Origin of the sequence: Pontiella agarivorans (genome assembly GCF_034531395.1) — a bacterium.
Classification (GTDB): Bacteria; Verrucomicrobiota; Kiritimatiellia; order Kiritimatiellales; family Pontiellaceae; genus Pontiella; species Pontiella agarivorans.
In genome coordinates, this window is record NZ_JARVCO010000010.1 from 123,244 (window position 1) to 137,080 (window position 13,837).

Genomic DNA, 13,837 nt, shown 5'->3' on the forward strand with positions numbered 1-13,837 from the left:
ATCAGTTTACCACGCAGTGTCTTACCAGAGCCTTGGAACGGGGAAATATAATATCAAACCGTTCCGGAAGTTTCTGGCTGGTTTTGAGATTAAGATCGGGCGAAAACGGCACATTCCGGATCAGCAGGTATTTTCCGGAATATTCCTGCAACAGTCCGGTGAATTCGACCACCGTTTTATCTTTCAGCATTTCAACCACTACTTTTTTGCCCAGATATTTTTCAAGTATCGGTTCATAAGCGCTGGGTACGGTGTCGAGCAACGTGTTTCCGATTTCACCAGCCCGTTTGTCGGCCCCGGCGACGTTCCCGATTTTCGTTGTTTTTTTCATGCTTCCGATCAGGACGGTGAGCGATTGCGAGACCGCATCGCGCAGGGTGTTGAATACATTCCAGATCCATCGCCGGAATCGCCGCAGTGGAGAAGGGTGGGCAATGGCCAGCGTTTCACGCTCCCAGCGTTCATGTTCCGGGGTTCCTTTGTCCGGAACGGCCTGCAGGATTTTCCGGATGCCGTCGATTTCCGGTCCATAAAGAACATAGCTGGCTTTACAGATACCGTTTTCATCTTTTTGCGGCGATTTAAAGATAAGCTCCAGCGTGGCAGGATAGGCCATAAAATCGCCCCAGAGCCACTTGCCGGTCTGCATGAGAATCAGGACAGGGTCGCGGTTGAAATATTTAAGGCAACGGTCGCGCCGTCGCCGCGCAACAATTGCTGTGACGGTTGCCGCCAGAAAAATAAGCGCCATCGGCAGCCAGAAATCGAGCATGGTTTTCCCTTCGTGTAAAAACTACTCTGGCAATACACGGAACCGGGAAAAAAATAAAGCCCCGTTTGAAATCTCAAACGGGGCGGAGGCTCTGCTTATGCCGCTGGTTCGTGTTCATAGTAATGGGCATCGCGCCAGCACAATGGCAGCATTTCACCCGAAGGGAACACCAGTTCCGTCTTCAGGAAGTTTTCCGGACGCTGGATCATATCCCCTGCATGCGACCGGGCTCGAATACTCGGCGAATTCGGGTTGATAACATCGGGCAGGTCGATCACTTCGACCAGATCTCCGGTGGGTACATGTTTCAGAAACATTTCAACCTCCTGGTTTCATTTTCTTTCTGTCTTACACAACGTTCGACCGTTGCGGGGGGAAAGGGTTCATTCCGGAGGTTTTAAATTTGTGTCGGTAAATGATGAAAAAACGGGAAGGTGTTATGAACTCCGGGCGGTATCGTTTCCGGCCTTTTTCATCATAAACCATTTCATGGGCAGCCCCAGTGAAGCGGTAATCAGCCCGCGCCCGACGAAGAACATACAGATCACTCCGATGGTAAACGACGCTACAATCAGACGGCCGATACTGCGGAATCCGAAGCCGTTGATAAACCCGGCGGAAATGGATGAAACAATCATTCCGCAGGTCAGCAGCAGGTTCACGACGGTGTCATAAATGAAATGTCCGACGGTATACGATGAGCTTTGCGCTTCGGCCGGATCAACTCCGAAGAAACCGGATACGAGATTAAGCAGGCCGAAAATCATAGTAAGCAGCAACAGGGTAATCATCACATAGCCGCTGGCAAAAAGGAATGCGGCAAACTTGGTGCGTTTCTGGATGGTGCGGGAAAGAAACAGTTTTTTACCGTGGGCCATAAACGCACGCATCACGCCGTACGCCCAGCGCATCTGCTGTTTAAACAGATCACCCGGGGTGTATGGCACTTCGCAGCGGACGCGCAAATCACCGACATAGGCAATGCGTTTTCCGCTGGTGATGACGCGCAGCGAATAATCCACATCTTCCGTCAGCGCACCCATGGTCCATCCGCCCTGTTCAATCAGCAGGCTTTTTTTCACCAGTTCGCCCGATCCGCAGAAAACACACTGATTCGTGGCGGATTTCAGGAAGGGGAGGATGACGGAGTGAATGATGTTTACAATACCGGTTCCCATCAGTGTGCTGTGATTGTTGTGCACATTAATAATGCGCCACGCCGCCTGCGCTCCGGCCAGTTCGGGATTTTTGATGACCGGCACCACCAGGCGCTTCAGAAAATCGCGTTTCGGCAGGAAATCTGAATCAAGAATCAGCAGATAATCGCCTTTCGCTTTCGGTAGCATGACATTCAGATTCCCCGGTTTGAAGCCGATATTTTCGCCGCGGCGACTCAGCTCGCAATCCGGGTGGGCTGCAATAAATTCATCAATTTTTGCGGAGACTTCCGGGTCGTTGGAATCATCGCCGATCATGACCTGAAGCTTATCGGCGGGATAGTCAAAACCAAGGCATCGCTCCGCACAGTTCAGCGCAGCCAGTTCATTATAAGTCGGGATCTGGACCGTTACAGAAGGATAGAGCGATTCGTCGGCAATAATCTCCGGTTTGTTCCGAAGTCTGGAAAGTGCCAGGGCAAAAGCTGTAACAAGGAAATAGCCCAAAGAGAGTATAAAAGCTCCCATCAGTGCTGTTTCAAAAATGGTTTTAATGATGGAATGGAACCCCATGTTTTCCCCCGATTTTTTGTAACTCACTTTAATTGTGTGAATTGACGGCGTTGTTTATAGGGATTTTTAAGCCTTGGCAACCCTGCAAGTGAAATAAATTTCCGAATTGAAGAGTGTAAAAAAACAGGTTTCCAATCATTGGAAACCTGTTTTTTCGAGGTTGAAACGTTTGAGGAACCCGTCTATTTGGTGGTGATGTGGAGGAGTTCCTGAATGATCGGTGAGAATTTTACGACGACCGGGGTGAAGACCACCGAAACCATGGTCATCAGTTTGATGAGGATGTTGAGCGACGGGCCCGAGGTATCTTTGCAGGGATCTCCGACGGTATCGCCGACCACGGCTGCTTTGTGTGCTTCGGATCCTTTTCCGCCGTGTGCCCCTTTTTCCACAAACTTTTTGGCATTATCCCACGCGCCGCCAGCATTGTTGAGCATGGTGGCGAGCACAAAACCGCAAACCAGTCCGCCGGCGAGCAGCCCCATCACACCGGGAACGCCGAGAATCAGGCCGGTTACCACCGGAATAATAATGGCCAGCAGGGAAGGAACGAGCATCTCTTTCTGTGCCCCTTTGGTGGAAATGGCCACACAGGAGGCATAGTCCGGTTTTCCGGTACCTTCCATGATTCCCGGAATCTCTTTAAACTGCCGGCGTACCTCTTCCACCATGGCACCGGCGGCACGGCCGACTGCTTTCATGGTCATGGCGCAGAAGACAAAGGCCATCATTCCCCCCACAAAAAGGCCGCAGAGCAGCAGGGGGTTCATGATGTGCAGTTCATAGGCATTCACGAAATCCATGATGCCCGCATGTTCGGCCATCTCTTTGGTAAAGTTCACCGTACCCACCATGAATTCTCCGTCTTCCGCCAGTTTGGCAATCCAGAGTTTCACTTCTTCGATATAGGCGGCCAGCAGAGCCATGGCCGTGAGGGCGGCGGAGCCGATGGCAAATCCTTTTCCGGTGGCTGCCGTTGTGTTTCCAAGGGAATCGAGTGCGTCGGTACGTTCCCGTACTTCCGGATCGAGTCCGGCCATTTCGGCATTTCCGCCGGCGTTGTCAGCAATCGGGCCATAGGCATCTGTCGCCAGCGTGATGCCCAGCGTGGCGAGCATACCGACCGCGGCAAAACCGATTCCGTAAAGCCCCATCGACATATTGCTGAAACCGCCCGCAAAACCAAAGGCGCAGATAATGGCAATGACGATGGTGATCACCGGAATTCCGGCGGAATACATGCCGGTTGCGAGACCATCGATGATGGTGGTGGCGGGCCCCATGACGGCCTGATCGGCAATACCCTGTGTCGGCTTATATTCATCAGAAGTGTAGTATTCGGTCGCCTGTCCGATAATCACTCCCGCCGCCAGCCCGGCAATCACGGATCCGACGAGGCCCCAGCCTGGAATGATACCGAACATTTTCATGGCGATCAGTGCAATCACAATGGCGATTGAGCTGCCGAGCGTTCCGGTAAGCAGCGCATTCAGCAGGTTTTTCTGTGTGGCACCTTCCTTACACTTCACCATGAACATGCCCATAATCGAGAGGAGCGTTCCGATTCCGGCCACAATCATCGGGGCGGTAACCAGTTTAATGGCCTCGGTTTCTGTTCCGGAGCCGTTCATGATATTATGTGCTCCCACGGCCGCACCCAGTGCAGCGGTGGCGAGGATGGAGCCGCAGTAGGATTCATATAGATCAGCCCCCATGCCGGCTACATCGCCCACATTATCGCCTACGTTGTCGGCAATTGTGGCCGGATTGCGCGGATCGTCTTCAGGAATACCGGCTTCCACTTTGCCCACGAGGTCGGCCCCGACGTCCGCCGCTTTGGTGTAGATTCCGCCGCCGACACGCGCAAACAGAGCCTGTGTAGAAGCCCCCATGCCGAAAGTGATCATAGTGGTGGTGATATGCACCAGTTTTTCAGAAACCGTGCATCCTTCCTGAACCAGTTCCATGCCTATGATCGAAAGTCCGTTGGTCATATTGACATCGGTATATACCAGCTTATCAAGAATCAGATACCACAGGCAGATGTCCAGCAGTCCGAAGCCGACCACCACGAGACCCATGACCGCGCCGGAACGAAAGGCAACCTGCAGACCGTGGTTCAATCCTTCGGAGCATCCCTGTGCGGTACGTGACGAGGCTGCCGTTGCTGTTTTCATCCCGATGTAACCGCAAAGGCCGGAAAAAAATCCGCCCGTCAGAAAAGCAATCGGTACAAAAGGATTCTGAATACCGGCCAGTGCCAGAATCTGAAAGATAATCAGCAGGACCACAAAAACAATGATCACTACCTTATATTGACGGAACAAATAGGCCATTGCTCCTTCGCGCACATGACCCGCAATTTCGATCATCGTTTCACTGCCTTCATTGGCGGCCATCATTTTCCGATAGAAAAGAACGGCAAAAAGCAGTGCGAAAACAGATGCAACAGGTGCTATCCACCACAGTGCAGTAATAACAGTCATAAAACCCCCTAGTTTGCTTATGAAATAAATTTACGCAATTTAACACAAAATACGGACCGGAATGTAATGAATCAATTTTAAAAACGCTCTTCTGCAGTTTCCAAGGATAATATGGCTGGGATAAACTGGGTATATCCGACATCCGGGGTTAACTGTATTACAGGGAAAATTGAAGTTATTCCGATGTGTGAATTGGGTTGTTTGGCGTCATAAATTTGAACGGTTTGTGGCAATTCGGTGAATAAACTGTTCATCCGGACTTGTTCGACTGAGCCGGATTATAGGATGGTTTATGGATGGATTTTGCACGTGTTATGGATGTTCTGGTGATCTGCGTTCCGGTTTTTGCTGTGCTGGGGCTCGGAAAGCTGCTGGGAATCAAGGGTAAGATTAATGAAGGCCACTGTCAGTTTATCAACTGGCTGGTGTATACCTTTTCATTGCCTTCGCTTATTTTCAATGAAGTGGTTCGGCAGCGTTTTGATATGTTTCTGGATCCGGCCCTGTTGTTGATGCCTCTTGCGGGAATTGCGGTGATGGTGACCGTGACGATGGGGATAGCTAAAATTGCAGGGTACAAGGGCGGTTTTGCGGCGGCGTTTGTTTTCGGGACCTTCTGGCCGAATGCGACGTATGTGGGGTTGCCGCTCTGCCAGAATGCTTTTGGTCCCGAAGGTTTGGCCAAGGCCGCGATTTATAACGGTTTTGTGCTGCCGTTTGTAATTGTTGCCGGCTATCTGCTCATTGGTTTTTACGGAGCCGGGGACGGCAACATAAAGATTGGCGAACGGATAAAAAATGCATTTATCAATCCCATTCTGCTGTCCGCGGTAGTGGGGATTGTGATCGCACTGATTGCTGAGCAGTTCCGTAGTCCGGAAGGGGAGTTGAATCTTCCTATGCCGGTACTGGCATCGGCCGAACTGTCCGGATCATTTCTGAAACTGATCGGCTCTATGGGGCTCCCGCTGGCGCTGCTTTCCATTGGGGCCTCGCTGAAATGGGAGCAGACCCGGTCTCATCTGGGTGCTTTAAGCTGGTCGGTTGGCTGCAAACTGCTGGTGCATCCGCTGCTGACTCTGTTGCTGATTCTGCTTTTCTGTCCGGAGGCCGATGCGGTGACGAAAGGGGTAGCTGTTATTCTAACAGGAACCCCGAGCGCCGTCGCCATGTATGTGATCAGTTGCCAACTGGGTGTGGAACGCGGATTTGTTTCATCGATGTTGGTACTCAGCACCGCGCTGAGCGTCATCACCATTCCGATCTGGGTTTATGTGGTTACCGGGCTGTAGTTCTCTTCGGGATCTGTGGTGAGCGGAAGATCCAGACAGTAGAATTCAGGAGTTGACGAATTTCCCCAGGAAAACGCCAGATGACCGGAGTATACGGTCACATACTCGCCGTCGGCATTCAGCAGGTCGCATGCACAGGGGTCAGGCATAGCGCCGGTTTTTGCGCCGCGTTTAATGGCATCGCGAACAAACTGCCGCATTTCGGGCGGTATGATGAGTTCAACCATATCTTTGTTAATGGCTTCTTCGAAGCGGTGGCCATACAGCGTTACAGAGGCATCATTCCAATGAAAAATTTTTCCGAAACAGTTATAGCCCTGCACGGCCATCTGCGGATTTAAGGCCAGTATATCCATAAAGGATTCGCGGGTCGGGAATCTATTTTGTTCTTTGGAACTGCATAGTGTGTTGATGATGGTTTTTGCTTCATGAATTGAAAATTGTGTCATCATTGAATCCTTTTCGTGCGTAAAAAGAATTAATAGAGGATACGGGAGTAGTTTTCAAAAACTTTTACACCCTTAAATTGACTAGTATAATCTGCTAAATAAGGAAATAGGACTATGCCTTTGCGCGGCGGAAGTCGCGCGGAGACTCGCCAAGGATGCGGCGGAACTGCCGGGTAAAATAATTGCTGTCGTTGAAACCGACTTCCAGCGCGATTTCTGTGATCGTCAGGTCGGTATTGCGCAGCATTTCCATAGCTTTCTGAATCCGCAGGCGCACCAGATATTCGATCGGGGTCTGGCCGGTGGCTTTCCGGAAAACGCGCATTAGATTGCTCCGCGACATATGGGCAATGTTTAGCAGCTCATCAAGTTTCCAATCTCTGGAATAATCGTTTTCCAAGGCACCGATGACATTGCCGACGCGGAGCAGAGCATGCGCTTCGGTGGTGTCGGAGCTGGTATAGGCCCGCGAAAGATAAACCATCATTTCGAGCAGTTTTGCACGCAGGGCCACTTCTTTTCCGGGTTCATCCTTTTCGCACTCGCGTTCCATTTCGTCGGCCAGCCGCTCAACCCGGGCCAGGGGAACGCGTTTGAGATGCAGACGGCTGGCAAATCGATGCTGCCGGCGGTAGTTAGGTTCCAGCATAAACATGGCGCAATAGCCGGGCATGCGGCGAAGCTCGCCTTCCGGGAGTTCAATTTTATCCGGATCATACATAATATTGATCAGGTCGAGATTCTGTCGCTCATAGAAATAGTGCTTTTGTCGTCCCTGCAGGAGAAAGACATCACCGGCCGTCACCGGAAAGGGAGATCCTTCGAGCATGTGCATGGCATGGCCTTTTGTGACAATTACGAGTTCACAGAAATCGTGACTGTGTTCAATTTCGGTTAGATCGTGCGGGTGTGAAGGTCTGTTTTCTGTATCGGTCCGCACACGGCGAACTGCCAAAGGGAAGCCTGCAAGGCCGAAATAGTGTATACCATCTGCAATAGTCGATTTCATAGACATGGGAATATAGTGCTTAAAATTGGGATGATATTCAAGGCTGTCGTTTCCCGGTTTTGAAATATTAACTCTAGATTTTTAGCGAGGAGACAAGAATGGGTTACTTATTGGGTATAGATATCGGCAGTTCGTCCGTGAAGGCATCGCTGCTCGACAGTAAAACCGGAAAATGCGCCGGCGATGCGCACTACCCGAAAACGGAACAGATTATCGAATCGCCTGAGCCGGGATTCGCTGAACAGGATCCGCAGTGCTGGTATGACACGGCAAAACAGTCTATTGCCGACGCCATGGCTGAAGCCGGGGCTGAACCGGAAGACATTAAAGCGATCGGTATTGCCTATCAGATGCATGGCCTGGTTTGTGTGGACAAAAATCAGGACGTCCTGCGGCCGGCCATCATCTGGTGCGATTCCCGCGCGGTTCCTTACGGTGAAGCCGCTTTTAAAACGCTCGGTGCGGAGCCGTGTCTGAGTCATCTGATGAATTCACCGGGCAACTTTACCGCCGCAAAACTGGCGTGGGTGAAGGAGCATCAGCCGGACATCTACAAAAAGATTGATAAAATCATGCTTCCCGGGGACTGGATGGCCATGAAGCTGACCGGAAAAACCAGCACCACTGCTTCCGGTCTTTCCGAAGGGATGTTCTGGGATTTTCAGGAAGAAGCGCCGGCAAAGTTTCTGATGGACTATTGGGGGTTCAACGAAAATCTGCTGGCTGAAATCGTTCCAACCTTTGGAATTCAGGGCACGGTTTCTGCGGAAGCTGCGGCCGATCTCGGTCTGGCGGAAGGCACGCCGGTTGCGTACCGCGGCGGCGATCAGCCGAATAATGCGCTTTCGCTCAACGTGCTGAATCCCGGAGAAATTGCCGCCACCGCCGGAACGTCCGGTGTTGTGTACGGGGTGACTGAGCAGAAAAAGTATGATCCGCAGTCGCGCGTCAACACCTTTGCGCATGTGAACCACAGTGCCGAAAAGCCGCGTCTCGGGGTACTGCTCTGCATCAATGGAACGTCCAGTTTTATCGCCTGGCTCAAACGCACGCTCGATAATATCTCCTATAAAGAGATGGATGAAATTATTGAAGATATTCCGATCGGTTCCGAAGGGCTGATTGCATTGCCGTTCGGCAACGGGGCCGAGCGCGTGCTGGGTAACCGCGAAATCGGTGCGCAGTTTGCGAATATCGATTTTAAACGGCATACCCGGGCGCATATGTGCCGGGCGCTTCAGGAAGGGGTCGTCTTTTCCTTTATCTACGGCATGGAAGTGATGGAGCAGGCGGGGATCGAGCTGAAAACCATTCGTGCCGGTTTCGCCAACATGTTTATGAGCGATGTATTCTGTGAAACACTGGCCGGGGTCAGCGGGGCAACGATTGAGCTGTATAAAACCGACGGCGCGCTCGGTGCGGCTCGCGGTGCAGGCTACGGGGCCGGAATTTTCCTGTCGTTGGAAGAAGCATTCGCCAACCTGGAACTGAAGAAAAGAATCGAACCGGCGGAAGGTCCGTATAAAGAAGCCTATGCCGCCTGGAAAGCACATTTAGAAACTGTATTAAACTAACGGAGGTACGAGAAATGAGTATTGTGACGGGGAACAAAGAATATTTTCCAGGCATTGGAAAAATTGCCTATGAAGGCAAAGACAGCGATAATCCGCTGGCGTTTAAATGGTACGATGCAAATGCCGTAGTCGGTGGAAAAACGATGAAAGAAACACTGCGTTTTGCCATTGCGTATTGGCATTCATTTTGCGGCGGCGGTGCGGATCCGTTTGGTTCGGCCACACGTCCGATGCCGTGGAACGAGGGTTCCGATGTTGAAACCCGCGCGAAAAATAAAATGGATGCCGCCTTTGAATTCATTACCAAAATCGATGCTGAATATTTCTGCTTCCACGATTTTGATTTGGTTGAAGAAGGGGCGGATCTGGCGGAATCCACGAAACGTCTGGGCATGATCACCGATTATGCAAAAGAAAAAATGGATGCTTCCAGTGTTAAACTGCTGTGGGGTACGGCAAATCTTTTTTCCAACCCGCGCTATATGAACGGTGCAGGTACCAACCCTGATTTCAGTACGGTGGCCTATGCCGGTGCCCAGCTGAAGAATGCCATTGATGCCACGATTAAACTCGGCGGAGAAAACTATGTTTTCTGGGGCGGCCGTGAAGGGTATATGAGTCTGCTTAATACCAATATGAAGCAGGAACTTGATAACTTCGGGAACTTCCTGCGCATGGCGCGCGATTATGCCCGTGCTCAGGGATTCAAGGGTAATTTCTTCATCGAACCCAAACCGGCGGAACCGAGCAAACATCAGTATGATGTGGATGCAGCCACTGTGATCGGTTTCCTGAATGCTCAGGGATTGGCGGACGACTTTAAACTGAATATCGAAGTCAACCATGCCACACTGGCACAGCACACCTTCCAGCACGAACTGCAGGTTGCGGCCGACAACGGCATGCTCGGCAGCATTGATGCCAACCGCGGGGATTATCAGAACGGCTGGGATACGGATGAGTTCCCGGTGAATATCCGTGAAACCGTTGAGGCCATGCTCGTGATTCTTGAATCGGGCGGTCTGCAGGGCGGGGGTACAAACTTCGATGCCAAAATCCGTCGTAATTCCACCGATCTTGAAGATCTCTTCATTGCGCATATCAGCGGCATGGACACATTCGCCCGGGCGCTGGTGATTGCCGACAGAATCCTCAAAGAATCACCCTACCGCAAATTGCGCGCTGACCGGTATGCCAGTTTCGGCGAAGGTAAAGGGGCAGAGTTTGCGGCCGGTAAGCTGACTCTGGAAGAACTTGCGGGAATTGCCGCTGAAAGCGGTGAGCCGGTGCAGATCAGCGGAAAGCAGGAACGCTACGAAGCGCTGATCAACCAGTACATTTAATAGATGTAAGGTGAGGGGGATACCGATGGGGTATCCCCTTTTTGTATACGTGGGGTGATGTCGGTAAAACAGCATAAGGAGAGCGTGGAATATGAGCGAGAAACAAGAAGACACGACAAACATGGGCTTTGTCATTCTGATCAGTATTGTGGCCACAATAGGAGGATTTCTTTTCGGCTTTGACAGTGGAGTGATTAATGGAACCGTTGATGGTCTTTCCGAAACCTTTGGTTCCAATGCGGCCGGCACCGGTTTTGCGGTGGCTTCAATGTTGATCGGCTGTGCCATTGGTGCATTTTTTGCCGGAACGCTGGCCGATAAAGCCGGCCGGCGCGCCATCCTGATTGTTTCGGCGGTCTTTTTTTCAGTCAGTGCCTGGGGCTCCGGCATTGCGGACGGTAAGTCTGAGTTTATTGTTTACCGTCTGCTCGGCGGTTTGGCCGTTGGGGCGGCTTCGGTTCTGGCACCGGCTTATATTTCGGAAGTTGCGCCGGCAAAATACCGGGGAACTCTTTCGTCGATTCAGCAGATTGCCATTATCTCCGGCCTGTTTATCGCTGCATTGAGTAACTATATGATTGCGAAATCGGCCGGCGGCTCCACGTTGGAATTTGCCTGGGGATTCGATGCCTGGCGCTGGATGTTCTGGGTTGAGCTTGTTCCGGCGATTACATTTTTCTTTGCGCTACTGGCGATTCCGGAGAGCCCGCGTTTTCTCGTGGCATCGGGTAAAAAGGAAAAATCGATCGGTGTTCTTACCCGCCTGATGGGGGCCGAAAGTGCAGCGTCCAAATATGCAGAGATCAATAATTCTCTCGCAGGCGATCACCACAAGCCGAGCCTGAAAGATATTGTGGATAAAAAACACGGGGTGCGTCCGATTGTCTGGGTGGGGATCGGCCTGGCGACATTCCAGCAGTTTGTCGGTATCAATGTTGTGTTCTACTACAGCGCGGTGGTCTGGCAGGCCGCCGGATTTTCGGAAGGGCAGGCCCTGTTAACTACGGTGATAACCAATGCATTCAGTATTGCCGCCTGCGTCGGGGCAACGGCACTGGTTGATCGAGTCGGCCGCAAACCGCTGCTGCTGGTCGGTTCCATCGGCATGTCGATTTCGCTGGCGATTATTGCGGTGGTTTTTGTGACTGCCGGGGTTGTGGATGGAAAGCTTGCGTTGACGTCGACCACGGGGCCGGTTGCGCTGGTATCACTGATTGTCTACACCGTGTTCTTCAATATTTCGTGGGGGCCCATCATGTGGGTCATGCTCGGCGAAATGTTCCCGAACCAGATTCGCGGTTCCGGCCTGGCGATTGCCGGACTGGCCCAGTGGGGATCCAACTTTCTGGTTACCTGGACGTTTCCGATGCTGCTGGCGGGAATCGGACTGGGCGGTGCTTACGGCATCTATACTGCCGGTGCGGTGATATCAGTATTCTTCGTGATGAAGTTCGTGCAGGAAACCAAAGGAGTTGAACTCGAAGATATGAAAGGCTGAGCTTCAGAATATTGAAAACCTGAATCTATTGAAACGCACCGGAATTCCGGTGCGTTTTCAGTTTCGGGTTTCAAGGAATGCGTCCCAGAGGGCGCGATTGATATGAAGACTGAGCAGGGTATCCTGACGGAGGGAATAGAATTCCGTGAGAAACGTCTCCGGATTGCTTTCAAAATCCGGGCCGGCAATGACGAGTGCGGGTTGGATTCCCCCCGGGACTTCAGTGGCATCGGTCCAGTATCCCACGTTTGGAAAGCGGCGAAGATAGAACGGAAGCGGCCAGGTGGAATCCGGTGAGGCAATGACCTGTACGTATATATTTTCCCCGTCGGCGCTGACCTTCGCAATTTCCCCGATTCGGTTAACCAGGTTTTTAAAGTCCGGTGCGGTATGGGCATAGACATAGGGATTACGGTAATCCGCAGCATAGCGGAAGACCGTGCTTTCGGCCAGACGGTAGGTTTTATAAACCGGCCAGGCGAGCAGCAGCAGAATCGTGGTTTTCACAAAACGAACTGCACTTGGAATGGTGATTTTATCTGCACAGCAGTTGAGTATGGAAGCCACCGCAATACCGGCGAGCAGGATCCACCCGTGAAGGAAAGAGAGGATGCACCAAGGTGTTTTGTATGAAATAACGGAATAGGCCAGCGTCAGCAGGAGTGTGTAGAACATGATGAACCGTGCGAGGCCGAGATCGATCTCCTTCGGCAGTTTTTTCCGAAGGATGGAAATGCAGCCGAGCAGGCCGAGGCCGAAGAACAGTCCTTCGCTCCATCGTGGGCCGCCGTCGAATCGGTAATTCGTCAGCATGCGTAAATAAAAATTCCAGGGATGTACATGTTCGGTGTCTACTCCGGTTCCGCGCGCAAAGTAGCCTTTGAAGGCCAGAACCGCATCAACGGGGCCCTCCATGTTGGTGAAGAAAGAGGAAAACAGCAGAAAGGCAATGAAGACGGCCGCGATCAGTCCCAGTGCGATATTTTTAAGCGGGAAGTGGGTGATATGTGCCAGCAGGGCGCAAAGTACAGCGGCTCCGAAGATCGCGGCATAAGAGATAATCGCGGTTTCTTTGGTGGCAAACATTAAACCGAGTGAAAGTCCTGCGACAACAGCCCAGAAGCGGGAACCGATCCGGATCGAGCGCCATCCTGCGGCAATGGCCATGAATGTGAAGAAAACGAGCAGAATTTCCTGAATATAAAAGCGGCTGTAATACGCCATGCCTGGCGATACCGCTGTGAACAAGGCTGCGGCACAGACTGCGGTTGCACCGAGTCCGTTCCGAAGGAGTGGAATGGCGAGAATCAATAGAATTCCGAAAAATACCGGTACAGCGCGATAGGTGGTTTCTGTGGAATCCGCAAAGGTTTCAACACCGGTTATCCAGCTGACCGGGAGCGTGAGATAATAAAGTGATGGGCCGTGATGGTCGTCGGCATCGTATTCATAGGTTCCCTCTTCGAGGAGAATACCGAAACGGTAGGCCTGATTGGCCTCATCATGATGCAGCGGCCGATCGGACAGGTGGGGAATACGCAGCGTCAATCCTGCAAGAACGAGCAGCAGCATGGCGATGGGAAACACTTTATTCATGCGGGTGAGGATAACCCTTTTCCAATGATTGGAAATAAAAAACCCGGAGGCGGCCGCCCCCGGGTTCACATTCAGAAATACAGTACGG

11 protein-coding genes are annotated in these 13,837 nt (G+C 51.8%); 4 read left to right on the forward strand and 7 right to left on the reverse strand.

Going from position 1 to position 13,837, the window contains the following annotated elements:
- Nucleotide 1 precedes the first annotated feature (1 nt).
- From P9H32_RS08080 to P9H32_RS08095, 4 genes are all read right to left on the reverse strand, one after another.
- Complete coding sequence (locus P9H32_RS08080) at nucleotides 2–772, reverse strand: hypothetical protein (RefSeq protein WP_322608385.1); 771 nt, start codon at nucleotides 770–772, stop codon at nucleotides 2–4.
- Between the two features lie 95 nt (nucleotides 773–867).
- The gene (locus P9H32_RS08085) at nucleotides 868–1,089 is read right to left on the reverse strand and encodes a hypothetical protein (RefSeq protein ID WP_322608386.1); all 222 of its coding nucleotides are present in this window, start codon (nucleotides 1,087–1,089) and stop codon (nucleotides 868–870) included.
- A gap of 120 nt (nucleotides 1,090–1,209) precedes the next feature.
- Complete coding sequence (locus P9H32_RS08090) at nucleotides 1,210–2,502, reverse strand: glycosyltransferase family 2 protein (RefSeq protein WP_322608387.1); 1,293 nt, start codon at nucleotides 2,500–2,502, stop codon at nucleotides 1,210–1,212.
- 182 nt (nucleotides 2,503–2,684) lie between these two features.
- The gene (locus P9H32_RS08095; RefSeq protein ID WP_322608388.1) at nucleotides 2,685–4,988 is read right to left on the reverse strand and encodes a sodium-translocating pyrophosphatase; all 2,304 of its coding nucleotides are present in this window, start codon (nucleotides 4,986–4,988) and stop codon (nucleotides 2,685–2,687) included.
- A 296-nt stretch (nucleotides 4,989–5,284) separates the two neighbouring features.
- On the opposite strand from P9H32_RS08095, the gene P9H32_RS08100 reads away from it, so the two are divergent.
- Nucleotides 5,285–6,280, forward strand: coding sequence for an AEC family transporter (locus P9H32_RS08100; RefSeq protein ID WP_322608389.1), 996 nt, complete (start codon nucleotides 5,285–5,287; stop codon nucleotides 6,278–6,280).
- On the opposite strand, the gene P9H32_RS08105 is transcribed toward P9H32_RS08100, so the two are convergent.
- Together P9H32_RS08105 and P9H32_RS08110 are read right to left on the reverse strand one after the other, a co-directional pair.
- The gene (locus P9H32_RS08105) at nucleotides 6,259–6,732 is read right to left on the reverse strand and encodes a PAS domain-containing protein (RefSeq protein WP_322608390.1); all 474 of its coding nucleotides are present in this window, start codon (nucleotides 6,730–6,732) and stop codon (nucleotides 6,259–6,261) included. The two genes, P9H32_RS08100 and P9H32_RS08105, sit on opposite strands and share 22 nt — an antisense overlap.
- A 109-nt stretch (nucleotides 6,733–6,841) precedes the next feature.
- Nucleotides 6,842–7,744 (reverse strand): helix-turn-helix domain-containing protein, encoded by a 903-nt coding sequence (locus tag P9H32_RS08110; protein WP_322608391.1) that lies wholly within the window; start codon nucleotides 7,742–7,744, stop codon nucleotides 6,842–6,844.
- A gap of 92 nt (nucleotides 7,745–7,836) precedes the next feature.
- On the opposite strand from P9H32_RS08110, the gene P9H32_RS08115 reads away from it, so the two are divergent.
- From P9H32_RS08115 to P9H32_RS08125, 3 genes are all read left to right on the forward strand, one after another.
- The gene (locus P9H32_RS08115; RefSeq protein ID WP_322608392.1) at nucleotides 7,837–9,312 is read left to right on the forward strand and encodes a xylulokinase; all 1,476 of its coding nucleotides are present in this window, start codon (nucleotides 7,837–7,839) and stop codon (nucleotides 9,310–9,312) included.
- Between the two features lie 14 nt (nucleotides 9,313–9,326).
- Nucleotides 9,327–10,655 (forward strand): xylose isomerase, encoded by a 1,329-nt coding sequence (xylA, locus tag P9H32_RS08120; RefSeq protein WP_322608393.1) that lies wholly within the window; start codon nucleotides 9,327–9,329, stop codon nucleotides 10,653–10,655.
- Between the two features lie 91 nt (nucleotides 10,656–10,746).
- On the forward strand, nucleotides 10,747–12,153 hold the full coding sequence (locus tag P9H32_RS08125; protein WP_322608394.1) for a sugar porter family MFS transporter: 1,407 nt from the start codon (nucleotides 10,747–10,749) through the stop codon (nucleotides 12,151–12,153).
- Nucleotides 12,154–12,210: 57 nt separating this feature from the next.
- On the opposite strand, the gene P9H32_RS08130 is transcribed toward P9H32_RS08125, so the two are convergent.
- Nucleotides 12,211–13,749 carry a flippase activity-associated protein Agl23 gene (locus tag P9H32_RS08130; RefSeq protein WP_322608395.1) on the reverse strand — a complete coding sequence of 513 codons (1,539 nt, stop codon included), beginning with the start codon at nucleotides 13,747–13,749 and terminating at the stop codon, nucleotides 12,211–12,213.
- Nucleotides 13,750–13,837: the final 88 nt, after the last annotated feature.